The organism is Streptomyces sp. NBC_01451, from assembly GCF_036227485.1.
Classification (GTDB): Bacteria; Actinomycetota; Actinomycetes; order Streptomycetales; family Streptomycetaceae; genus Streptomyces.
Window position 1 is genome coordinate 4,292,599 of the sequence record NZ_CP109479.1, and the last position, 21,955, is coordinate 4,314,553.

The window sequence follows — 21,955 nt, forward strand, 5'->3', positions numbered from 1 at the left end:
GTCACCGGCACCGCCGGCTCCCCGGGCGAGGATCTACCGCCCGGCCACCCGGTCAGCCACCCTGGCCAGCCGCGACGACCGCTCACCACCCCCGGCCGACTCCCGCCGGTCCGCGGCCCGGTACGTGGCGTACATCCCCCGCACCCCCAGCCACCGCAAGGGCTCCGGCTCCCACCTCCGCACCCGGTGCCCCACCCACGGCAGATCGGTCAGCTCCGTACGCCCCGCCCGCCCCGAGTCCAGCCGCACCAGATCCCGCAACGTCCGCGCCGCGAGATTCGCCGTGGCGACCCCGGAACCGACATAACCGCCCGCCCACCCCAGCCCCGTCGACCGGTCCAACGTCACCGTCGCGCACCAGTCCCGCGGCACCCCCAACACCCCCGACCACGCGTGCGCCACCCCCACACCGTCCAGCGAAGGAAAGAACCGCACGAGAATCTCCCGCAACGCCTCCACCGTCGCCGCCTGCGTACGCCCGTCGTTGTCCGTCCGCGATCCGAACCGGTACGGCACCCCGCGCCCGCCCAACGCGATCCGCCCGTCCTCCGTCCGCTGCGCGTACATGTACGCGTGCGCCATGTCCCCCAGCGCCTCCCGCCCCTCCCAGCCGACCGACTCCCACTGCTCGTCCGTCAACGGCTCCGTCGCGATCATCGACGAGTTCATCGGCAACCACGTCCGCCGCTGCCCCTTCAACGACGCCGTGAAGCCCTCCGTGCAGCGCAGCACATAGGGCGCGCGAACCGTCCCGTACGGCGTGACCGCGTGCCGCGCCCGGATCTCCGTGACCGGCGTCCCTTCACGAACGACAACACCCAGCGCCTCGACGGCCGCGGCGAGCCCCCTGACCAGCTTCACCGGATGCAGCCGCGCACCGTGCGGCGTCCACGACGACCCGAGAGCACCCGCCACCCGCACCCGCTCGGCGGTCGCGTCGGACCCGTACAACTCACGGTCGTGTTCCCCGTACGACAGCTCCACCTCGTGGAAGTCCCTCAGCCGCGCCAACTGGGCGGGCGTACGGGCGACTTCCAGCACACCCCCGCGCCGGACATCGGCGTCGACACCCGCCTCCCCCGCTACCCGCATCACTTCACCGACGGTGTCGTTCATGGCCCGCTGCAACCGCACGGCCGCCTCGTGACCGTGCACGCGCGCGTACCGGTCCCGCCCCGCGATCCCGTTGTACAGCCAGCCCCCGTTGCGCCCCGACGCCCCGTACCCGCAGAACTCCTTCTCCAGCACGACGATCCGGAGAGAGGGCTCCGCCTTCTTCAGGTAGTACGCCGTCCACAACCCCGTGTAACCACCCCCGACGATCACGACGTCCGCCGTCGCGTCCCCGTCGAGAGGCGCACGAGGCACAGGCAGACCGTCCTGCGCGTACCAGAACGAAACCCGCCCGTTCACGGGCCCACCGACCGCACCCGAACCGCCATCCGCGCTGCTCATAGCGCCGGACGTTAACGCCTCACCACCCCCGGTGTCTCCTTCGGATTCCGCACCTCCGCACCCCGCCCACGCGTCAACGGCCAGCAGGCGAACCCGATCAGAGCCGCGGTGAAGTGCCCCAGATCCGTGAACGTCCGCGACACGAGGAGCGGCACCCCGTACACGACGACAACGCCCGCCGCATACCCGTACCGCCACGGCCGCGCGATCCGATACGCGAGCACGGCCACCACCCCCGCCAGCCCGTAACTCACCCCGAAATCCATCGTGTCCGCCGCCGACGCCGGCGCCGAACCGTCCCGGATCGCCCGCCACACCGCACCCTGACTGACCAACGTCGCCAGCACATGAGCACTCACACACACCACCAGCCACCGCACGGTCCCCAACCACCGCTCGACCGACGCGTGAAACACCGAATACAGCACCAGATACGGGGTCCACCACCCGTCGATCCACATCGCGCTGGAGATCAGCACCCTCACCGGACGGTCCGACAGCTCGTTGATGTTCGTCGACCGCTGCCGCAGGAACTCCTCCTGGAACTCCGCCGACATGTGATGCACCGCCACCGTCGTGAAGAACAGGACAAGCAGCCACACATACGTGCCCGGAGCACTACGGACGTACGCCCACACCCCACGCGGGCCCACCGGAATTCGCATGCCCCAATTTACGCACGCACATACAGTCGGCCAGTGATCCCCGCCCCCATCCGCGTCCCCGACGAACTGGCCGCCACCCAGCTCAAGTACAACGGCGAAGCCGGCCGCGCCTTCATCACCGCGCTCCCGGCCCGCGCCAACGACTTCCTCGACCGCTGGAACCTACGCGTCGACGGCCCGACCATGCACGGCGTCACAGCCCTGATCCTCCCGGTCCGCCGCACCGACGACGACACCCCCGCCGTCCTCAAACTCCAGCTCCTGGACGACGAGAGCGAGGGCGAACCGACCGCCCTGCGCCTCTGGAACGGCGACCACGCGGTACACCTCCTGGACCACGACCCCGCCACCGGAACGATGCTCCTGGAACGCCTCGACCACACCCGGATGCTGTCCCACCACCCCGACGCCCACGAAGCCACCCTCGTCATCGCCGACCTCCTGACCCACCTCACGGCGACACCGGCCCCACCGGGCATCCGCCGCCTGGCCGACATCGCGGCGGGAATGCTGAACGAGGCACCACGAGCTCTCGCCCAGATCCCGGACCCCGAGGCCCGCACCCTCCTCCAGGACTGCGAGGCGGCCCTCCGCGAAGTCGCCCCCGACCCCGGCGACCGCCTCCTCCACTGGGACCTCCACGACGAGAACGTCCTCGCCGCCACCCGCGCCCCCTGGCTCGCCATCGACCCGAAACCCCTCGCGGGAGACCCCGGCTTCGACCTCTGGCCGGCCCTCAACAACCGCTTCGACCCCGACGACATCCGCTGGCGCTTCGACGCCCTGACCGACGCCCTGGCCCTCGACCGGGAACGGGCACGCGCCTGGACCCTGGCCCGGGTACTCCAGAACGCCCTGTGGAACATCAAGGACGGCGACCCACTCGACGAACCGGACCTGGAGATCGCCCGACACCTGCGCCACGCCTGACCCGAGGCAAGCCACCCCCGCCCCACGAAAGGCCACGCCCGCCCCACAACGCCCCACAACGACCCAAGCCAGAACACGACAGACCATGACAGAACACGGCAGACCACGGCTGCGCCCACTACTCACACACAACGCGCTCCATGCACACCAGCCGATCCCGCCCGTCCCACGACTCGGTGACGACGAACCCGAACCGCTCGTACAGAGCAATGGCCCCGGCCCGCCACTCCCACACCGACAGCCGCACCCTGCCGACACCGCCTTCCGCGGCATGCGCGAGCGCGGCACGAAGCAGACCGGACGCGATCCCCCGCCCCCGGAACTCCGGATCCGTCCAGAGCCTCTTGATCTCCGCCCGCCCACCGACAGGGGCGGTCACCACCACGCACCCCACGGCCGCACCCCCGCTCAGGGCCACCAGCACGGCATCACCGGCGAACGCGGCCCCCGGATCCGAGATCTCCGCCCGATAGCGCTCCGGCAGCCCGTCCACACCACCGACGGCCGCGCCCTTCTCGGCCTCGGTCCGCAGGTGGTAGGCCGCCAACAACCCGGCGAGCCCGTCCCCGGAGGAAGGGACCTGCCCCGGCCAGCGAACGATCACAACCTCACACCGCTCAGTCATGACGCCAGCATCACACGACCAGGAAACACGAAGAAGCCCAGGTCAGCTTGGGGCCGACCTGGGCTGTTGAGCCCCCTATCGGATTCGAACCGATGACCTGCTCATTACAAGTGAGCTGCTCTGGCCAACTGAGCTAAGGAGGCGCGCCGCGCGCGTACCTGCGGAACGTGCAGGCATGCGTGCCCGTGAAGTGTACCCAGGCCCCGGCCGACCCTTGTCGAAAATTTCCGCGAAGTTCACACTCCCCCAACTACTGACAGACGTCGAAACGCCGGGTACCGTCCAGATTCAGTCCGCGTACGTGGACTACACCACCTTCCACTACGGATCGTCCGGCACGTTCCTGCCGGTGAAGGGGGCCTAGTACCCATGGCCACTGTCTCGTTCAACAAGGCGACCCGCATCTACCCGGGTGGCGAGAAGCCCGCCGTCGACCAGCTTGAGCTCGATGTCGCGGATGGCGAGTTCCTCGTCCTCGTCGGTCCCTCCGGCTGCGGAAAGTCCACCTCCCTGCGCATGCTCGCGGGTCTTGAGGACGTCAACGCCGGCTCGATCCACATCGGTGACCGCGATGTCACCCACCTGCCGCCGAAGGACCGGGACATCGCCATGGTGTTCCAGAACTACGCGCTGTACCCGCACATGACCGTCGCCGACAACATGGGCTTCGCGCTCAAGATCGCCGGCGTCAACAAGGCCGAGATCCGCCAGAAGGTCGAGGACGCGGCGAAGATCCTCGACCTCACGGACTACCTGTCCCGCAAGCCGAAGGCGCTCTCCGGCGGTCAGCGTCAGCGTGTCGCCATGGGTCGTGCCATCGTGCGTGAGCCCCAGGTGTTCCTCATGGACGAGCCGCTGTCGAACCTCGACGCGAAGCTCCGTGTGTCGACGCGTACGCAGATCGCGTCGCTTCAGCGCCGCCTCGGCATCACCACCGTCTACGTCACCCACGACCAGGTCGAGGCCATGACGATGGGCGACCGGGTGGCCGTGCTGAAGGACGGTCTGCTCCAGCAGGTCGACTCGCCGCGCAACATGTACGACCGCCCGAAGAACCTCTTCGTGGCCGGCTTCATCGGCTCGCCGGCGATGAACCTGATCGAGGTTCCGATCACCGACGGCGGCGTGAAGTTCGGCAACTCGGTCGTCCCGGTCAACCGCGAGGCCCTCACGGCCGCCTCGGACAAGGGTGACACCACCGTCACGGTCGGCGTCCGTCCGGAGCACTTCGACATCGTCGAGCACAACGGTGCCGCCGCCGACGCCCTGAGCAAGGACTCCGCGGACGCTCCGGCCGGTCTCGCCGTCACCGTGAACGTCGTCGAGGAGCTGGGCGCCGACGGTTACGTCTACGGCAGCGCCAAGGTCGACGGCGAGCTCAAGGACCTGGTCGTCCGCGTCAGCGGCCGTGCCGTCCCGGACAAGGGCGCCACGCTGCACGTCGTGCCGCGGCCGGGCGAGATCCACGTGTTCTCGACCTCCACGGGCGAGCGCCTCGCCGACTGAGGCCCGGCCTGATCGTCGAAGGGGCCCCACGGCTTGCCGTGGGGCCCCTTCGCATGTGCGCCCACCGGAGGCCCGATACCCCGGCACACCGGTCGTTTCGAATCACGTACGTCAACGCCCTACCCACAAAATGGCACCAATCCATCCCCCGTCCGGGTGACTAAATGTCGCCAAATCAGTACCGAGCGCTACCCTCACTCGCGTGAAGCACTCCACTAACCAACTGACGCGAAGTGGCCGTGGCCCCGCCCGCCGGATCGGCCGTAGCCTCGCCCTTGTCCTGCCCGTCGTCCTGGTGCTGTCCGGGACCCTCGCGGTCACCCGAGTCAACTGGTCGGGGAACCCCTCGGACTCGGTGCTCACCGCCTCCTCCGAGGACTTGGCCGCCCGGGCCGCCGCCGCCCCGTCGCCGCAGGACGTCCTGCGCGACCAGCTTCTCCTGGAGCTCCAGGAGAAGGACCCCGGCACCGCCCTCACCCACCTGCAGCAGGCGGTGAACGGCCACCCGTCGCTGGCGAAGCACTGCACCTCGATCGCCCGCGCGCTGGGCCGCGCCGCAGTCCGCATGTACGGCCCGTCGCGCGCCCAGTCGTACGCCCGCCCGGTCTGCGACACGTCCTTCGCGACGGGAGTGGCCGCGGCTCACAGCTGATTGCCGTCAGGCGCCCCTGGGAGGCGCCCCCGCAGGGGGCCCGCATCCCAGGGGCGCGGGGAGCCGCGCGACCAGCCCCCACCGACCCGCAGATCCCCACCCACAGCCCCACCCGCAGCCCCACCGCACCGCGGCCCCAACCTCCCCCGCGAAACCCGCGGAGCGCCCCGTACAGTTCGGACATGACCGATCCGAACGCCACGTCGCGCCCCACCCAGGCCGTGGTCCTCGCCGGCGGCCAGGGCTCCCGGCTCCGCCCGTACACCGACGACCGGCCCAAGCCGATGGTCGAGATCCCCGGCACGGGGACGCCGATCATCGGCCATCAGCTCGTCTGGCTCGCCGAGGAGGGCGTGACGGACGTGGTGGTCAGTTGTGGCCATCTCGCCGAGGTTCTTCAGAAGTGGCTGGAGACCGCCGATCTGCCGCTGAGCGTGACGACGGTCGTCGAGACCGAACCCCTCGGCCGTGGCGGCGGCCTCAAGTACGCCGCCGCGCACCTCCCCGCCCCGGAACAGCCCTGGTACGCCACCAACGGCGACATCTGGACCCGATTCTCGCTGCGGGACATGGCCGACTTCCACGCCGAGCGGGACGCTGTCGCGACCCTCGCGCTGGCCCGCCCGCGCCTGCCCTGGGGTGCCGTGCAGACGGACGGCTTCGGCCGCATCACGGACTTCATCGAGTCCCCTCCGTCGACCTTCGAGATCAACGCGGGTGTGTACGTCTTCTCCGCCGAGTTCGCTGCCCTGCTCCCGGAGCGCGGCGACCACGAACGCACCACGTTCCCCCACCTGGCCCGTGAACTCCGCCTGGCCGGCTTCCCGATCCCGCACGGCGCCTACTGGCGTGCCATCGACACGGCGAAGGACCTCACGGAGGCCGCGAAGGAACTGGCTGCGCTGGGCCGTTGAGCCGCTGGACCGTTGAGCCGTGACTCACTGACTCACTGAGTCACTGAGTCGCCGAGTCGGCGGTCGGCCGGATGCTCTTGTACGTACGTGAATGGGGTCCCGCGCCGTGTCGGTGCGGGACCCCATTGACGTAACTGCCGGTCGCTAGCCGAGAAGGCCGCCCACCAGCCCCGGCTGGCCCGTGGAGGAGCCTCCGGTGCTGCCGTCGCTGCCGCCCGTACTGCCGCCCGTGGAACCCCCGTTGGTGCCGCCCGGGGTGCCCGTGCCGCCCGACGAGGACGGTCCGGCGGTGGTGCTGGGCGCCTGCTGGGCCGGGGTCGTCTGCTGCGGCGGGGCCTGGCCGGCGCTGCCCTGGGTCTGGCTGGGCCGGCTTCCGGTGACGCTGCCGCTCTCGCGGGCCTCCTCGGGGGTGGTCGCGGCGTCGCCGGTCGTGGGGCTGGCCGAAGTGGCGCTCTGGGTCGGGGACTTGGTGGCCGCCGGGCTCTTCGAGGCGCGGCGTTCGCCGGACTGTTCGGGGAGCGGGGAGCCGGGGAGTTCGTTGCGCGGGGCCTCGCCGGGGCCGGGGACGACCACGCGGTCGGCGTCGCGGACGGCGCCGCCGAGAAGCGAGCCGATGAGGAGCGTGAGCCCGATGACGACGGCCGTGACGAGGGCGCCGCGGCGCAGGACGTAGCTCCGCAGCTCCCAGATGTCCGTACGGGGGCCGAGTCGGCGCCAGGCGCTGCCCGCGAGGCGGCCGTCGATGGAGTAGACGGGGGCACCGGCGATGATCAGCGGCGACCAGGCGGCCAGGTAGATGATGTCGGGGGCGTCGTAGACGGGGACGCTCTTCCAGCTGACGGTGACGAGCAGCGCGGCGGAGAGCATCGCGCCGCCGATCGCGGCGACCCGCTGCCAGAGGCCGAGGACCGTGAGGACCCCGACGATGACCTGGAGGAAGGCGATGACGAGTCCGGAACCGACGGGGTGCTGGAGGGCGAACTGCCGTAGTGGCTCGGCGACTTCCCAGGGGTGCAGGGTGTTGAGCCACTTCATCATGGAGCCGCGCTTGCCGCCGTCGAAGTAGACGGGGTCGCAGAGCTTGCCCATGCCGGCGTAGATGGAGATGAAGCCGAGGAAGATACGGAGCGGGAGCAGGACGACGCCGAGGTTCATCCGGCGGCCCGGGTAATAGGCGTGCCGTACGGGGTCGTTGGGGTGGCGCCTGGCTCCGGTGCGTCGTCCGTCGGCGTCCCGTTCGTAGGCTTCGTCGCCGTCGTAGCCGAACTCGCCGTCGCCGTAGCCGGATCGGCCGTACCCGGAGTCGCCGTAGCCGGCCTCCTCGTACGCGCTGCCGGTGGTGCGCATGTTGGGGAGCAGGCGGTCGGAGCCGTGGGTGCGCTGGCTGCCGACGATGGGCGTCTCGACGGTCTGGTCGAGGGTGCTGCCGGCGTAGTCGAGTTCTTCGTCGATACGGGGGATGACCTGCGTCGCTCCGGCGTCGGCGGCCGGCGGCTGTTCGCCGTGGCGCACGCTGGAGCCCCGTACGGCCTGGAGCAGCCGGTGGGCGCCGGTGTCGTCGGGCGCCGACTTGCCGCTCCAGACGACGGGCGCCCTGCGTCGGACGGCCGTGGCGCCGCCGGCGCCTGCGACGGGGATGCGCGCCGTGTCCTCGGAGGCGCCGGGGTACCGGCCGACGCGGGACGACGGTGCCGCCCGCCGCGTCGAGGCCCCCAACTGCACGCGGAAACTCGCATGGTTGACGATGACCTGCGCCGGATCGCTCGGCACCTTCACCATGCTCAGCGCGGGAGCGTCGTCGTATCCCGACGAGCGGTCCCCCGTGGGTGTGCGGGGTGTTCTGGTGTCCACACTCATCTAACCGAGTGACGCGAGGTTAGGACACTGCTTTGACTTGGCGGATGTGTCCGGACCGCGTCAAGGTCACGTCACCCGCCCGGATTCCCCCGCACGGGTGACGTCGCGCACGCGTGTTCAGGCGCGTCGGCGGGCCGCTTCGTAGAGCACGATCCCGGCGGCGACACCGGCGTTGAGGGACTCGGTGCCACCGGGCATCGGGATCCGTACGAGGTGGTCGCAGGTCTCCCCGACCAGCCGGGACAGGCCCTTGCCCTCGCTGCCGACGACGATGACGACGGGCCCGCCGAGGGCGGCCAGGTCGCCGACCTCCGCGTCCCCGTCGGCCGCGAGCCCGACGACGACGATCCCGGCCTTCTGGTACGCCTCCAGGGTCCGCGTCAGATTGGTGGCGCGGGCGACGGGCGTACGGGCGGCGGCGCCGGCGGAGGTCTTCCAGGCGCCGGCGGTCATGCCGGCGGCGCGCCGCTCGGGCACGACGACCCCGTGGCCGCCGAAGGCGGAGACGGAGCGGACGACCGCGCCGAGGTTGCGCGGGTCGGTGACACCGTCGAGGACGACGATGAGGGGGTCCACACCGTTGTCGTAGGCGGCGTTGGCGAGGTCCTCCGGGTGGGCGTACACGTACGGCGGGACCTGGAGGACGAGCCCCTGGTGGTTGAGGCCGTTGGTCATGCGGTCGAGCTCGGGGCGGGGGGCTTCCATCAGGTGGATGCCGCCGCGCTCGGCGACGAGCTGGAGCGCCTCGCGCACACGCTCGTCGTTGTCGATGAACTGCTGGACGTAGAGCGTGCTGGCCGGGACGCCCTCGCGGAGCGCCTCGACGACCGAGTTGCGCCCGACGACGAGTTCGGAGGAGGCCTTACCGCCGCGTCCCTTGGGTGCGGGCCGCCGCTGGAGCTGCTTGGCCTTGGCACCGGCAATACGGTTCTTCTTGTGTCCCTTGCGCGCCTCGGCGGGCGGCGTCGGGCCCTTGCCCTCAAGCCCCCGGCGCCGCTGGCCGCCACTGCCGACCTGCGCGCCCTTCTTGCCGGACATGCGGCGGTTGTTAGCGGCCATGACCTACCTGTCTGTGTGAAGGCGTGCGTGTGTACGTCTATGAGTGTGCCGCCCGGAGACCCGAGCGGCACAATCGATCAAGTAGATGTACGCAATTGTGGGGAAATGCTCAGCGGGGGCCGAGGGTCCAGCGCGGCCCCTGCGGACCGTCCTCGATGACGAGGCCGGACTGGTTGAGCTGATCGCGGATGGCGTCCGCGGTCCCCCAGTCCTTGCGCCCGCGGGCGGCCTCGCGCTGGTCGAGGACGAGTCGTACGAGGCTGTCGACGACGCCGTGCAGGTCCTCGCCCCGGTCTGCGCCGTCCCCGGCCCAGTGCGGGTCGAGGGGGTCGAGGCCGAGGACGCCGAGCATGGCGCGCACCTCGGCGAGCCGGGCGACGGCGGCTTCCTTGTCGTCGGCGGCGAGGGCGGAGTTGCCCTGCCGGACGGTGGTGTGCACGACGGCGAGGGCCTGCGGCACGCCCAGGTCGTCGTCCATGGCCTCGGCGAAGGCGGGCGGCACCTCGGCGGCGGGCTCGACAGGGCCCCCGGCCTTCTCGACGACGCGCTGGACGAAGCCCTCGATCCGGGCGAACGCGGACTCGGCCTCGCGCAGGGCGTCGTCGCTGTACTCGATCATCGAGCGGTAGTGCGGGGTGCCGAGGTAGTAGCGCAGGACGATGGGCCGCCAGGCCTTGACCATCTCGCTGACGAGGACGGAGTTGCCGAGGGACTTCGACATCTTCTCGCCGCTCATGGTGACCCACGCGTTGTGGACCCAGTACCTGGCGAAGTCGTCGCCGAAGGCCTTGGCCTGGGCGATCTCGTTCTCGTGGTGCGGGAAGATCAGGTCGAGGCCGCCGCCGTGGATGTCGAAGGCGGTCCCCAGGTACTTGTGGGCCATGGCGGAGCACTCCAGGTGCCAGCCGGGCCGTCCCCGCCCCCAGGGCGTCTCCCACGTCGGCTCGCCGGGCTTGGCGGTCTTCCACATGGCGAAGTCACGGGAGTCGCGCTTGCCGGTCTCGCCGTCGCCGGAGGGCTGGAGCAGGTTGTCGAGTTCCTGGTTGGACAGCTGCAGATAGCCGGGGAAGGAGCGCACGTCGAAGTAGACGTTGCCGTCGGCCTCGTAGGCGTGTCCGCGCTCGATGAGCCCGCGCATCATCTCGACCATCTCGGTCACGTGCCCGGTGGCACGCGGCTCGTAGGTCGGGGGCAGGCAGCCGAGCGCGCTGTAACCGTCGGTGAAGGCCCGCTCGTTCTCGAAACCGATGGACCACCAGGGGCGCCCCTGCTCGGCGGCCTTCCTGATGATCTTGTCGTCGATGTCGGTGACGTTGCGGATGAACGTGACGTCGTACCCGCGGTACGTGAACCAGCGGCGCAGGATGTCGAAGTTGAGGCCGGACCGGATGTGCCCGATGTGCGGGGCGGCCTGCACGGTGGCGCCACAGAGGTAGATCGAGACACAACCCGGTGTGAGCGGGGCGAAGTCACGGATCTGCCGGGCGCTGGTGTCGTACAGGCGAATGGTCACGGGACAAGGGTAGTGGCCCCCACCGAGTGCCTGGCGACCCTTGTGCACAAGGGCCACGTATTCGTGACATTCGCCCACCCGTTTCAGCCCGTCCGGCGTTTGAGGACGAGGCCCCTTCAGGGCCGAAGGGGGGTCTGGGGGCACAGCCCCCAGGGGAAGGATGGGACGGGTAGGGGCGGCGGGGGCGAAACCCTCGGGGCTCAGCCCAGGCGGGCCACCAGTGCCGTGGCCACCGCCATCAGTCCTTCTCCCCGCCCCGGAAACCCGAGCCCGTCGGTCGTCGCGCCGGACACCGACACCGGCGCCCCCACCGCCTCCGACAACACCTTCTGCGCTTCCTCGCGCCGCTTCCCGATCTTCGGCCGCGGCCCCACCACCTGCACGGCGACGTTGCCGATGGTGAACCCCGCCGCACGTACGATCCGTGCCGCCTCCGTCAGCAGCGTCACCCCGGACGCCCCGGACCACTCCGGGCGGCCGGTGCCGAAGTGCTGTCCCAGGTCGCCGAGGCCGGCCGCCGAGAACAGCGCGTTGCACGCGGCGTGGGCGACGACGTCCGCGTCGGAGTGACCCGCGAGTCCCGTGCCCTCGCCCTCCCACTTCAGGCCGGCGCACCACAGCTCCCGGCCTTCCTCGAAAGCGTGAATGTCGGTGCCGATGCCGACCCGGGGCAGCACCGGCCCCCCCGCGGCGGAAGGTTCAGAAGCCATCGTTCAGCCTCCTGCGGGCGAGTACCGCTTCCGCCAGCACCAGGTCGAGCGGCCTCGTCACCTTGAAGGCCTCCTCGTGGCCGGGCACGACCACGACCCGCAGGCCCAGCTGTTCGACCATGCTCGCGTCGTCGGTGACGTTGTCGGTCACCGTCTCGTGGGCCCGTACGAGGGTTTCGAGCGCGAAGCCCTGCGGTGTCTGGACCGCCCGCAGCCGTGCCCGCTCGGGCGTGGCGACCACCGGTTCCGGTTCCCCGGGCGTCGTGGCCGGTTCGACCTCCTTGACGGTGTCCGCGAGCGGCAGCGCGGGGACCACGGCCTGCGCACCCTCCCGTACCGCCTCGATCACCGCGTCGACGGTGTCCACCGGTACCAGCGGGCGGGCCGCGTCGTGCACGAGGACGATGTCGATGCCGGGCGGCAGCGCGTCCAGGCCGAGCTTGACCGACTCCTGCCTGGACTCGCCGCCGGGTACGACGAGGAAGTCCGTGCGCTCGGGCAGCGCGTGGGCGTCGAGGAGGGTCTTCACCTCGGCTGCGCCGTCCGGCGGGGCCACGACGACGACCAGCGAGACGGCACGGGACGCGGCCATCGCGCGTACGGCGTGGACGAGCATGGGCGTGCCGTTCAGCGCTCGAAGCGCTTTGGGGGCGCCCGGGCCGAGGCGTACGCCCCGGCCGGCGGCCGGAATCACCGCGGCCGTACGTGCCCCGGGCGGTGTGGGGCGCGATTCGTCAGACATCGGTTCCTGTCAGGTTTGTGTGCCGAGCCCTCGTGGGTATGGCCTGGAGGAGTGCCGGGCGCGAGCCTTGATCGGACCCTTCCGTGACATCCGGTCGAGCCCGCTCCGGGCCCGGCACGCCAAGTATCAGTACGTCAGGTATCAGTACTTCAGTGCTACTGGCAGACCGCGGGGCGACTTCGGCCGCGGGGAATCCACTGCCCGTAGGAAATCCGCTGATGGGGCCGGCGCTTCAGTCGTCAGTGGTGTTCCGGACAATCGGCATAACATCCGGGCACGAACATGCCGCAGCGCCCGGCGACATTGGATACGTCATCGGGCACCGCGGCATTTCATTGCGCTGCTGAGCTGAGTGAGCCGGCTTTCAGGGCCTGCGTTCAGTCAGTGTCAGGACGCGAGCACCTCGTCGAGCAGTGCCTCGGCCTTGTCCTCGTTCGTGTTCTCCGCCAGCGCGAGCTCACTCACCAGGATCTGGCGAGCCTTGGCGAGCATGCGCTTCTCACCGGCGGACAGTCCGCGCTCACGCTCACGACGCCACAGGTCACGCACGACTTCCGCGACCTTGATGACATCGCCGGAGGCGAGCTTCTCGAGATTTGCCTTGTAACGACGCGACCAGTTCGTGGGCTCCTCGGCATACGGAGCGCGCAGGACCTCGAAGACCCGGTCCAGCCCTTCCTGACCAACCACATCACGTACGCCCACGAACTCCGCATTGTCCGCTGGCACACGTACCGTCAGATCACCCTGGGCGACCTTCAGCACCAAGTAGGTCTTGTCCACGCCTTTGATCTGGCGAACTTCGATAGCCTCGATCAGCGCGGCCCCGTGATGGGGATAGACCACGGTGTCGCCAACCTTGAACGTCATGTGACAGGTACCCCTTCCGTGGCTATCCAGGGTAACACGGAAACGACGGCTTCTGAATGGCGTTTTCGCAGGTCAGGGCATATCTCGGGGCTTGACAACTGCAACAGGAACGTGCTTCGACAGGGCCCCGGAGGCGACGGCGCCGAGGGTATTCGCAGGTCGGAGCGGCTCTCCGAACGAAGTGAAACCCGGGCGTTACATGCGCCCGGAGGCCCCGCCGAGCGACCAAACATCCACTTATGTCCGCTTCCAAGTGTGCGACTTCCACTACTCCGTTCGGTGAGCGGAGTCGGACACGGGCCGAATCCGGAATTGATCACGGCGGTCGATGTCCGGCAGATGACCAAGCAGACGATCTCCAGGTGATCCACGAGTGATCTACGAGCGATCTACGGGTGATCCGTGAGTGATCCGCAGTAGATCAATTTCCGGATGCGCTCATTCCTTCACCGGAAATCCGCAAGCCCCGCGACGGCACTTATCCGAATGTCGAAGTGGCTCATGAGGCACCCGTACTCTCCCGGGGCGGCGCCTCCTCCCACCCCTAAGGGGCGGGTCGGGTGCAGCGGCGTGGGAACGGCTCGGTAACCTAAGGCCGCTGACAGTCACTTAGGGCGGCTTTATAAGGAGCTGCCCGTGCGTTCCAAGGAGTTGCCGCCGCCGTGAGCAGCAGCCTTCGACGCGGCGCCCTAGCCGCATCCGCCCTCGCGTTCTCGGTCGCCACGCTCGCCGGGTGCGCAGCCGGAAACAACGCCCAGACGCTGGAGGTCAAGCCGGACAACGCGGCCACGACCGTCGGCGACATCAAGCTGCAGAACGTCGTCGTCATCACCCCGTCGGAGCTGGAGTCGACCGGCCCGGCCGCCGTCTCCGCGACGGTGTTCAACACCGGCACCACCGCCCAGACGCTGGAGTCGATCACCGTCCCCGGCACCGGCAAGACCGCCGAGCTGAAGGCCGCCGAGGGCGGCAGCCTGAGCATCCCGGCCCATGGCTCGCTCGTCATCGGCGGTGCGAAGAACGCGTCCGCCGTGCTGGCGAGCAGTCGCGAGTCGGTCCAGGACGGCAACGCGCAGAAGATCACGTTCACCTTCAGCAAGACCGGTGACGTGAGCCTGCGCGCGTTCGTGGTCCCGGCCGAGGGCTACTACGCCCCGTGGGGCCCGACCGAGGTACCGGAGACACCGGCCGACACGGCCTCGCCCTCCGCCACCGCCTCGGACGAGCCGGCGACGTCCGCTTCACCGAGCCCGTCCGGGGAGGCCGAGTCGCCTGCCGCCGGGGCCTCCGCGAGCACCTCGGCGACGGCCGCCCAGTAGGAGCACGTACGGCGAAGGGCGGGACCTCCTGGAGAGGTCCCGCCCTTCGCCGTACACGCGTACCGGCCGGGTGTACGGGCCGGCTTACGGCTCGAACTTGTATCCGAGGCCGCGGACCGTGACCAGGTACCTGGGCGCGCCCGGGTCCGGCTCGATCTTGGCGCGCAGGCGCTTGACGTGGACGTCGAGGGTCTTGGTGTCGCCCACGTAGTCGGCGCCCCAGACCCGGTCGATGAGCTGCATACGGGTCAGCACACGGCCGGCGTTGCGCAGCAGCATCTCCAGGAGGTCGAACTCCTTGAGCGGGAGGTCGACCTTGGCACCGGCGACGGTGACGACGTGGCGGTCGACGTCCATCCGGACCGGGCCGGCCTCCAGCGCGGCCGGGCTGACCTCCTCGGGCTCGCCCCGGCGGCGCAGGACGGCGCGGATGCGGGCGACCAGTTCGCGGGAGGAGAAGGGCTTGGTGACGTAGTCGTCGGCCCCTATCTCCAGGCCGACGACCTTGTCGATCTCGCTGTCCTTGGCGGTGACCATGATCACGGGGACGTTGGACTTGACGCGCAGCTGACGGCAGACCTCCGTGCCGGGCAGGCCCGGCAGCATCAGGTCGAGCAGGACGAGGTCGGCGCCGTTGCGCTCGAACTCGTCGAGTCCGTCGGGGCCGGTGGCCGCGATGGCGACCTCGAAGCCCTCCTTGCGGAGCATGTACGAAAGGGCGTCGGAGAAGGATTCCTCATCCTCGACGACGAGCACTCGGGTCACGGATGGACCTCCGGGGCGTGAAGCGGATCGTAAGGGGATGTACCGGTGGTCCGGTCGGCCACTTCGCCGGGGTCGGACGGTCCGTCCCCGGCGTCGGGGTCGGAGTCTGGGAGCGACTCGGGGTGTGAGTCATGGTCGTACAGGTGCGGCCGGTTCGCGCGGGCTCGGCGTCCGGTGGCCGCCTCCGGCAGCCGCAGGGTGAACGTGGAGCCCTGGCCCTCGGAGCTCCACACCGTGACCTCCCCGCCGTGCGAGGCGGCCACGTGTTTGACGATCGCCAGTCCGAGGCCGGTACCGCCGGTGGCGCGGGAGCGGGCCGGGTCGACGCGGTAGAAGCGCTCGAAGATGCGCTCCTTGTCCTTGTCGGAGATGCCTATGCCCTGGTCGGTCACCGCGACCTCGATCAGGTCTCCGCCCGGCGCGTTCACCCGGCGGGCCGCTATGCCGACGCGCGTGGTGGACGGCGAGTAGTTGACGGCGTTCTCGACGAGGTTGCCGAGGGCGGCGGCGAGCTGGCCGCGGTTGCCCCAGACGCGCAGGTCGGCGGTGCCTCCGGCGGCCATGGTGATCTGTTTGGCGCCGGCCTGGTGGCGGCAGCGGTCGACTGCCTCGGCGACGAGTTCGTCGACGCGGACCGGTTCGGCGTCCTCCAGCGGGTCGTCGTTCTGCACCCGGGAGAGGTCGATGAGTTCCTGGACGAGGCTGGTGAGACGGGTGGCCTCGATCTGCATACGGCCGGCGAAGCGTTCGACGGCCTCCGGGTCGTCCGAGGCGCCCATGACGGCCTCGGAGAGAAGCGAGAGCGCGCCGGTGGGGGTCTTGAGCTCGTGGCTGACGTTGGCGACGAAGTCGCGGCGTACCGCCTCGATGCGCCGGGCCTCGGTCAGGTCCTCGACTAGGAGCAGGATGAGCCGTGAGCCGAGCGGGGCGACGCGTGCGGAGACCGCGAGGGCCTCCCCGCGTCCGGTGCCGCGTCGGGGGAGGTCCAGCTCGACCTGGCGTATCTCGCCGTCGCGCCGGGTGTCGCGGGCCATCTGGAGCATCGGCTCCACCGAAAGCTTTCCGCCACGGACCAGGCCGAGGGCGTACGCCGCCGAGCTGGCCTTGACGACGGCGTCCGCCTCGTCGAGTACGACGGCCGAGGAGCGCAGCACGGACAGCACCGTGTCGACGCCCGGGGGCAGTACGGGGTCGGTGTGCAGGGAGGTTCGGGTGGGGCGCTTCTGGTCGCGCTCGCTCCAGCGGAACGCCAGCATGGCGATGACGCCGGTGAGCACCCCGGCGATCGCTGCCGCTGCGGCGACTGCCGCGTTCACGTCCATGCAGCCAGGTTAGGCATGGGATACGTCCTGGCCACAGCCAAGAGAGTGCGACCTCGAACACTCGTCGCCCAGAGTTCACCTTGGAGCCAGTATTGGTTCATTTGTCGGGGCGGAAAACGACGCGTGCGGGGCCGATCGTGGGAGCGTGGGGGTCACGGGGCCCGCTGTTCGCCCCCGAACGGACGTCAAGAGAGGGACACCTGATGCGTGACGCGTACCACGAGGAACTTGACTCGATCGGCGATAGTCTGGTCGAGATGGCCCGACTTGTCGGGTCGGCGATCGGGCGTGCCACGACGGCGATACTGGACGCCGACCTGAAACTGGCCGAAAGCGTCATCGAGGCGGACGCCAGGGTCGACGAGCTCCAGCACGACCTGGAGGGCCGCGCCATAGCGCTGCTGGCCCGTCAGCAGCCGGTGGCGACCGATCTGCGGATCGTCGTCACGTCGCTGCGGATGAGCGCCGACCTGGAGCGCTCGGGCGACCTCGCCCAGCACGTCGCCAAGCTGGCCCGGCTGCGTTTCCCGGAGCGCGCGGTCCCGAGCGACCTGCACGCCACGATCCTGGAGATGGGCCAGCTCGCGCAGCGTCTGATGGCGAAGGCGGCCGAGGTCATCATCACCAAGGACGTCGACCTGGCGATGCAGCTGGAGACGGACGACGACGAGATGGACCTGCTGCACCGCACGCTCTTCCGGCACCTGATGGAGGACCGCTGGAAGCACGGGATCGAGACGGCGGTCGACGTCACGCTGCTGGGCCGCTACTACGAGCGTTTCGCGGACCACGCGGTGTCGGTCGCCAAGCGGGTGGTGTTCCTCGTGACGGGCGAGCACGCGGACGAGTTGCAGCAGGACGTGCAGCCGCCCACCGGGGCCGAGGGGGCGTAAGCCGCCGGGCGGCTCCGCGGCGTGGACGGCTCCCCGGCGGGGGCGTGCGGGGCCGGCCTTCGCGCCGACGAGGTGTCCGCGAGCCTCCGTGCGCCGTTGATGCGCCCGGCGGGGCGGGCATGCAATGGGGAGAAGGCACCTGTCTCCAGGATCCAGGCTCCAGGAGGGCCCCATGGCCGAGACCCCCAGCACGCCCGACCCGACACAGGCACGCGAGACGCAGCAACCCGCGGAGATCAAGAACCTGCCACTGTTCGGCGCTTGCGGCTGCGGCTCCGGCTGCGGGTGCGGCTGCCAGTCGGGCAACCCCTGTCAGTGCGGTTGACGGCGCGTCACTGAGGCCGTGAGGACCCTGTCTCCCGTTGTGGAGATGGGGTCCTTTTGTGTGAGGTTTGTGTGAGGTGGGGCCCTTCACCCCTGTTCGGAGCGGCGGAAGGCGACCTTGACGGCCGTCGAACGGGCATACACTTCACAGCAGTTGACGCTCAGGCGCTGTCCATGCACAACAGGCACCCTGTTGCCATCTCGTTAACCAGCACTTCTTGACGTCACGTGCTGCCGCCGCGTTGGCTTCCGTATCTGTATCTGGGTTCGTCCTGCTGTTCCCCGCCTGGAAGGCACCTGCCGTGAACGCTCGTACCCCCCGTCGGACCGCCGTGCGCCGTACCGCCATCGCGGTGACGGCCGCTGCCTCGGCCCTCTCGCTCGCCGCGTGCGGTGTCATCGACAGCGCCAGTGGCAGCAGCGGCTCCGCGGCGCCGAAGAAGGGCGACGACATCACCGTGGGGCTCCTGCTGCCCGACACGAAGACGACGCGCTTCGAGAAGTTCGACTACCCGCTCTTCAAGAAGCAGTTCACGGCCCTCACCAACGGCAAGGGCAAGGTCCTCTACGCCAACGCCAAGGCGGACAAGGCCAAGCAGAACCAGCAGCTAGAGGAGATGATCGCCGAGAAGGTGGACGTCCTCGTGGTGGACGCGATCGACGCCAAGACCATCGCGCCGTCCATCGAGAAGGCCAAGGACGCCGACATACCGGTCATCGCGTACGACCGCCTCGCGGAGGGCCCGATCGACGCGTTCGTCTCGCACGACAACGAACTGGTCGGCGAGGTGCAGGGCCGCTCGCTCGTCGAGGCGCTCGGCGAGAAGGCCGCCGCCAGCAAGATCGTCATGATCAACGGCTCGCTCACGGACCCGAACGCGGCGTTGTTCAAGGACGGCGCGATGGTCGAACTGGGGGGCAAGGTCCAGATCGCGGCGTCGTACAACACCAAGGACTGGCTGCCCGAGGTCGCCAAGGCCAACATGGAGAAGGCGATCAACTCCGTCGGGCTGAACAACATCGACGCCGTCTACTCTGCGAACGACGGCATGGCCGGCGCGGTCATCGACGCGCTGAAGGAGGCCGGCGTCTCGAAGATCCCGCCGGTGACCGGGCAGGACGCGGATCTGGCCGCGGTGCAGCGGATCGTCTCGGGCGAGCAGTACATGAGCGTCTACAAGTCGTTCATCCTGGAGGCCAACAACGCCGCGTCCATCGCGGTGGCCAAGGTCCAGGGCCGCGGGATCGAGTTCGACGCGCTGACCCGCGACAGCGTCGACAGCCCGACGACGAAGAAGATCCCCGCGCAGCTGGTGCCGGTGGTGGCCCTCACCAGGGAGAACATCAAGGACACCGTGATCCAGGACGGCATCTACACCATCCAGGACATCTGCACCCCGGAGTACGCGGCGGACTGCGCGGAGATCGGCCTCAAGTAGCGGACCTGAGCGGCCAGTTGCTCCTCACGGCACGCAGCCGCCGGAGGAGGACTGCCGCACGCCCCGACGGCGACCTCGGCGCGGGCCGCGGGCGAAGTCGCCGGGGCGGCCGTACGGGCAGAAGATGAAGTACAGGAAAGCGGTACGAAGCGGGAAGAGCGACCAGATCAGGGATAGGAGGTGTGACGCCATGCCCCGGTTCATGGACGTCCACCACGGCATGGAAGGCATCACCGCCGACCAGCTGAACCAGGCCCACCAGGCCGACCTGGACATCGAGAAGGACGAGGGAGTCCACTTCGAGAGGGCCTGGGCGGATCCCGCCTCCGGCACGGTCTACTGCCTCTCGGAGGCCCCCTCGGCGGACGCGGTCCAGCGCGTCCACGAACGCGCCGGCCACAGGGCCGACGAGATCCACCCGGTTCCGCTGACGGTCTGAGAACGCGGTGGGCAGGTGAGGCGGGTGGGCGGAGGTCCCCTGCCCGCGGTGTCGCGGGCAGGGGACGGTCACTTCCCCGGGTCAGGGCTCACTTCACGTCGACGTAGTCGGTCCAGCCGGCCGCGGGCATGGTGAGCTTCGTGCCCTCGAAGGTGTAGCGGTACGCGCCGTCCGCGGTCGCCTGCACGGTGGCCGTGGCCCAGCCGTTCCGGTCGGTCTTGACCTTCTTCAGCGTCTTGAAGGGACCGCTCGTGCCCTTGCGGTACTGGAGCAGCAGCTGGTGCCCGACGAGGGGGACGTTCTTGTTCGTCTCCCAGCTGGCGACGGTCATCTGGGCCTTGACCGTGAGGTTCTTGCCCTTCTTCACCGGCTCCGGGGTGGCGTCGGTCTGGGTCATGTAGGTCGTGCGCTTGACGCTGGCGAAAAATACGTTGTCGATGCCGTCCGCGCGGGTGACGTTGCCGTCGCCGTCGGTGGCCACGAAATTCAGGTACCAGAGACCGGCGAGGGCGTTGCTGCGGAGGTTGACCTTCGGGTTGGCGGTCAGTAGTGCCTCGCAGTAGGAGGTGATCTCGTTGATCTTGTGGCAGCGGGCGGGCGCGTTCATGAACCCGTCGGCTGTCTCCGGGTCCTCTCCGTGCGTCAGCTCGATCGACACGCTCTTGACGCCGGCCGGGTCGCTGACCGTCGCGGAGATCGGGATCAGTCTCTTCGTCGCGGCGTCGACGCCAACGGTGTAGTCCTGCCAGTCGTGGTTGACATCGATGTTCGAGAACGTCGTGGCCGAGTCGTCCTGGTCGGCCCCGGCTGCCGGAGCGGCGAGAGCGGCGACGGCCAGAGCCGCGCTGAGGGCGGCGGCGGTAGCGGTGGCGACAGTGGCGCGTATGCGCATGGTGTGGTTTCCCCCTGGGATTGATGAGGCGGGTGGTGCCTTCACCTGCGTCAGACCAACGGGACGCCCGAGGGGTTGTGCGCTGAGGGCCCATCAGCGATCCCCGGACGCGAAAATGCCCCCGCTCCGCGCCATCGGCGCAGTTCGGGGGCGTGATCGCTTTCTCTACTTCTTCTTGCCCTGGTTCTTGACCGCCTCGATGGCCGCCGCTGCCGCGTCCGGGTCGAGGTAGGTGCCGCCCGGCTTCACCGGCTTGAAGTCGGCGTCGAGTTCGTAGGCGAGGGGGATGCCCGTGGGGATGTTCAGGCCGGAGATCGCCTCGTCGGAGATGCCGTCCAGGTGCTTGACCAGGCCGCGGAGGCTGTTGCCGTGGGCCGCGACCAGGACCGTACGGCCGGTGAGGAGGTCGGGGACGATGCCGTCGTACCAGTACGGGAGCATGCGGTCGACGACGTCCTTCAGGCACTCCGTGCGGGGGCGCAGCTCCGGGGGGATCGTCGCGTAGCGGGGGTCGTCCGACTGGGAGAACTCCGTGCCGTCCTCAAGGGGCGGGGGCGGGGTGTCGTAGGAGCGGCGCCAGAGCATGAACTGCTCCTCGCCGAACTCGGCGAGCGTCTGGGCCTTGTCCTTGCCCTGGAGGGCGCCGTAGTGGCGCTCGTTCAGGCGCCAGCTGCGGTGGACGGGGATCCAGTGGCGGTCCGCGGCTTCGAGGGCCAGCTGGGCCGTGCGGATCGCGCGCCGCTGGAGGGAGGTGTGGAGGACGTCGGGGAGCAGGCCGGCGTCCTTCAGCAGCTCACCGCCGCGGACCGCCTCCTTCTCGCCCTTGTCGGTGAGGTTGACGTCCACCCAGCCGGTGAACAGGTTCTTCGCGTTCCATTCGCTCTCGCCGTGGCGGAGGAGGATCAGCTTGTACGGTGCGTCGGCCATGCCACGAGCGTAATAGAACGTTCTGATCCCCTGCTCGGCCGCCCGCCAACCGGACGGTTGACGGGATCTGTTAATTGAGTGGCTCCCCCACACAGCCCACTCGTAAGTTGTCCTCACCGATTGAGCCACTTACATCC

General features: G+C 69.6%; 21 protein-coding genes and 1 tRNA gene. 8 read left to right on the forward strand and 14 right to left on the reverse strand.

What is annotated here, in order from left to right; genetic code table 11:
* Positions 1-33: 33 nt before the first annotated feature.
* Both OG595_RS18610 and OG595_RS18615 read right to left on the reverse strand, forming a co-directional pair.
* Complete coding sequence (locus tag OG595_RS18610; protein WP_329273504.1) at positions 34-1,455, reverse strand: NAD(P)/FAD-dependent oxidoreductase; 1,422 nt, start codon at positions 1,453-1,455, stop codon at positions 34-36.
* A gap of 11 nt (positions 1,456-1,466) precedes the next feature.
* Positions 1,467-2,120 carry a rhomboid-like protein gene (locus OG595_RS18615; protein ID WP_329273506.1) on the reverse strand — a complete coding sequence of 218 codons (654 nt, stop codon included), beginning with the start codon at positions 2,118-2,120 and terminating at the stop codon, positions 1,467-1,469.
* A gap of 33 nt (positions 2,121-2,153) precedes the next feature.
* Between OG595_RS18615 and OG595_RS18620 the strand changes: the two genes are divergently transcribed.
* Complete coding sequence (locus OG595_RS18620) at positions 2,154-3,050, forward strand: aminoglycoside phosphotransferase family protein (RefSeq protein WP_443073071.1); 897 nt, start codon at positions 2,154-2,156, stop codon at positions 3,048-3,050.
* Between the two features lie 118 nt (positions 3,051-3,168).
* On the opposite strand, the gene OG595_RS18625 is transcribed toward OG595_RS18620, so the two are convergent.
* Complete coding sequence (locus OG595_RS18625) at positions 3,169-3,675, reverse strand: GNAT family N-acetyltransferase (protein ID WP_329273508.1); 507 nt, start codon at positions 3,673-3,675, stop codon at positions 3,169-3,171.
* Positions 3,676-3,744: 69 nt separating this feature from the next.
* A tRNA-Thr gene (locus tag OG595_RS18630) sits at positions 3,745-3,818 on the reverse strand.
* A 226-nt stretch (positions 3,819-4,044) separates the two neighbouring features.
* On the opposite strand from OG595_RS18630, the gene OG595_RS18635 reads away from it, so the two are divergent.
* The 3 genes from OG595_RS18635 (at position 4,045) to OG595_RS18645 (ending at position 6,747) form a co-directional block, all read left to right on the forward strand.
* Positions 4,045-5,181 carry an ABC transporter ATP-binding protein gene (locus OG595_RS18635; RefSeq protein WP_329273510.1) on the forward strand — a complete coding sequence of 379 codons (1,137 nt, stop codon included), beginning with the start codon at positions 4,045-4,047 and terminating at the stop codon, positions 5,179-5,181.
* A gap of 202 nt (positions 5,182-5,383) precedes the next feature.
* On the forward strand, positions 5,384-5,833 hold the full coding sequence (locus OG595_RS18640; protein WP_329273511.1) for a hypothetical protein: 450 nt from the start codon (positions 5,384-5,386) through the stop codon (positions 5,831-5,833).
* Positions 5,834-6,015: 182 nt separating this feature from the next.
* A complete protein-coding gene (locus OG595_RS18645) occupies positions 6,016-6,747 on the forward strand; it encodes a nucleotidyltransferase family protein (protein ID WP_329273513.1) in 732 nt (243 codons plus the stop codon).
* A gap of 144 nt (positions 6,748-6,891) precedes the next feature.
* Here OG595_RS18645 and OG595_RS18650 read toward each other — a convergent pair whose 3' ends face one another.
* The 6 genes from OG595_RS18650 to OG595_RS18675 all read right to left on the reverse strand — a co-directional run bounded on the left by OG595_RS18650 (position 6,892) and on the right by OG595_RS18675 (position 13,498).
* On the reverse strand, positions 6,892-8,604 hold the full coding sequence (locus OG595_RS18650; RefSeq protein ID WP_329273514.1) for a DoxX family membrane protein: 1,713 nt from the start codon (positions 8,602-8,604) through the stop codon (positions 6,892-6,894).
* Positions 8,605-8,721: 117 nt separating this feature from the next.
* Positions 8,722-9,663, reverse strand: coding sequence for a 23S rRNA (guanosine(2251)-2'-O)-methyltransferase RlmB (gene rlmB / locus OG595_RS18655; RefSeq protein WP_329273515.1), 942 nt, complete (start codon positions 9,661-9,663; stop codon positions 8,722-8,724).
* A 109-nt stretch (positions 9,664-9,772) separates the two neighbouring features.
* Positions 9,773-11,176, reverse strand: a complete 1,404-nt coding sequence (gene cysS, locus OG595_RS18660; protein ID WP_329273517.1) for a cysteine--tRNA ligase — start codon at positions 11,174-11,176, stop codon at positions 9,773-9,775.
* A 200-nt stretch (positions 11,177-11,376) separates the two neighbouring features.
* Complete coding sequence (ispF, locus tag OG595_RS18665; protein ID WP_329273519.1) at positions 11,377-11,886, reverse strand: 2-C-methyl-D-erythritol 2,4-cyclodiphosphate synthase; 510 nt, start codon at positions 11,884-11,886, stop codon at positions 11,377-11,379.
* On the reverse strand, positions 11,876-12,628 hold the full coding sequence (gene ispD / locus OG595_RS18670) for a 2-C-methyl-D-erythritol 4-phosphate cytidylyltransferase (RefSeq protein WP_329273521.1): 753 nt from the start codon (positions 12,626-12,628) through the stop codon (positions 11,876-11,878). Before ispD ends, ispF begins: the two co-directional genes overlap by 11 nt.
* A 387-nt stretch (positions 12,629-13,015) precedes the next feature.
* Positions 13,016-13,498, reverse strand: a complete 483-nt coding sequence (locus tag OG595_RS18675; protein ID WP_327696560.1) for a CarD family transcriptional regulator — start codon at positions 13,496-13,498, stop codon at positions 13,016-13,018.
* A 662-nt stretch (positions 13,499-14,160) separates the two neighbouring features.
* Between OG595_RS18675 and OG595_RS18680 the strand changes: the two genes are divergently transcribed.
* On the forward strand, positions 14,161-14,817 hold the full coding sequence (locus OG595_RS18680; RefSeq protein ID WP_329273523.1) for a DUF461 domain-containing protein: 657 nt from the start codon (positions 14,161-14,163) through the stop codon (positions 14,815-14,817).
* 84 nt (positions 14,818-14,901) lie between these two features.
* On the opposite strand, the gene OG595_RS18685 is transcribed toward OG595_RS18680, so the two are convergent.
* Together OG595_RS18685 and OG595_RS18690 are read right to left on the reverse strand one after the other, a co-directional pair.
* Positions 14,902-15,582: a response regulator transcription factor gene (locus OG595_RS18685; protein ID WP_055529715.1), complete on the reverse strand. Its 681-nt coding sequence runs from the start codon at positions 15,580-15,582 to the stop codon at positions 14,902-14,904.
* Complete coding sequence (locus OG595_RS18690) at positions 15,579-16,904, reverse strand: sensor histidine kinase (protein WP_329273525.1); 1,326 nt, start codon at positions 16,902-16,904, stop codon at positions 15,579-15,581. The genes OG595_RS18685 and OG595_RS18690 overlap by 4 nt, the downstream gene beginning before the upstream one ends.
* Positions 16,905-17,107: 203 nt before the next feature.
* Between OG595_RS18690 and phoU the strand changes: the two genes are divergently transcribed.
* The 3 genes from phoU (at position 17,108) to OG595_RS18705 (ending at position 19,999) form a co-directional block, all read left to right on the forward strand.
* Entirely contained in the window at positions 17,108-17,797 is a 690-nt protein-coding gene (gene phoU, locus OG595_RS18695; RefSeq protein WP_329273527.1) for a phosphate signaling complex protein PhoU, read from the forward strand.
* Positions 17,798-18,423: 626 nt separating this feature from the next.
* Positions 18,424-19,560 carry a sugar ABC transporter substrate-binding protein gene (locus OG595_RS18700; RefSeq protein ID WP_329273528.1) on the forward strand — a complete coding sequence of 379 codons (1,137 nt, stop codon included), beginning with the start codon at positions 18,424-18,426 and terminating at the stop codon, positions 19,558-19,560.
* Positions 19,561-19,750: 190 nt separating this feature from the next.
* On the forward strand, positions 19,751-19,999 hold the full coding sequence (locus OG595_RS18705; protein WP_329273529.1) for an SCO4226 family nickel-binding protein: 249 nt from the start codon (positions 19,751-19,753) through the stop codon (positions 19,997-19,999).
* Between the two features lie 88 nt (positions 20,000-20,087).
* Here the strand turns inward: OG595_RS18705 and OG595_RS18710 are convergent, their stop codons facing one another.
* Both OG595_RS18710 and OG595_RS18715 read right to left on the reverse strand, forming a co-directional pair.
* Positions 20,088-20,891 (reverse strand): hypothetical protein, encoded by an 804-nt coding sequence (locus OG595_RS18710; RefSeq protein WP_329273530.1) that lies wholly within the window; start codon positions 20,889-20,891, stop codon positions 20,088-20,090.
* Positions 20,892-21,056: 165 nt separating this feature from the next.
* Positions 21,057-21,818, reverse strand: coding sequence for a phosphoglyceromutase (locus OG595_RS18715; RefSeq protein WP_329273531.1), 762 nt, complete (start codon positions 21,816-21,818; stop codon positions 21,057-21,059).
* Positions 21,819-21,955 lie beyond the last annotated feature (137 nt).

Bases quoted from the DNA above. Each gene is read 5' to 3' on its own strand.
- OG595_RS18610 (WP_329273504.1), bottom strand. From the start codon at position 1,455: ATGAGCAGCGCGGATGGCGGTTCGGGTGCGGTCGGTGGGCCCGTGAAC.
- OG595_RS18615 (WP_329273506.1), bottom strand. From the start codon at position 2,120: ATGCGAATTCCGGTGGGCCCGCGTGGGGTGTGGGCGTACGTCCGTAGT.
- OG595_RS18625 (WP_329273508.1), bottom strand. From the start codon at position 3,675: ATGACTGAGCGGTGTGAGGTTGTGATCGTTCGCTGGCCGGGGCAGGTC.
- OG595_RS18635 (WP_329273510.1), top strand. From the start codon at position 4,045: ATGGCCACTGTCTCGTTCAACAAGGCGACCCGCATCTACCCGGGTGGC.
- OG595_RS18645 (WP_329273513.1), top strand. From the start codon at position 6,016: ATGACCGATCCGAACGCCACGTCGCGCCCCACCCAGGCCGTGGTCCTC.
- OG595_RS18650 (WP_329273514.1), bottom strand. From the start codon at position 8,604: ATGAGTGTGGACACCAGAACACCCCGCACACCCACGGGGGACCGCTCG.
- rlmB (WP_329273515.1), bottom strand. From the start codon at position 9,663: ATGGCCGCTAACAACCGCCGCATGTCCGGCAAGAAGGGCGCGCAGGTC.
- ispF (WP_329273519.1), bottom strand. From the start codon at position 11,886: ATGGCTTCTGAACCTTCCGCCGCGGGGGGGCCGGTGCTGCCCCGGGTC.
- ispD (WP_329273521.1), bottom strand. From the start codon at position 12,628: ATGTCTGACGAATCGCGCCCCACACCGCCCGGGGCACGTACGGCCGCG.
- OG595_RS18675 (WP_327696560.1), bottom strand. From the start codon at position 13,498: ATGACGTTCAAGGTTGGCGACACCGTGGTCTATCCCCATCACGGGGCC.
- OG595_RS18690 (WP_329273525.1), bottom strand. From the start codon at position 16,904: ATGGACGTGAACGCGGCAGTCGCCGCAGCGGCAGCGATCGCCGGGGTG.
- phoU (WP_329273527.1), top strand. From the start codon at position 17,108: ATGCGTGACGCGTACCACGAGGAACTTGACTCGATCGGCGATAGTCTG.
- OG595_RS18705 (WP_329273529.1), top strand. From the start codon at position 19,751: ATGCCCCGGTTCATGGACGTCCACCACGGCATGGAAGGCATCACCGCC.
- OG595_RS18710 (WP_329273530.1), bottom strand. From the start codon at position 20,891: ATGCGCATACGCGCCACTGTCGCCACCGCTACCGCCGCCGCCCTCAGC.
- OG595_RS18715 (WP_329273531.1), bottom strand. From the start codon at position 21,818: ATGGCCGACGCACCGTACAAGCTGATCCTCCTCCGCCACGGCGAGAGC.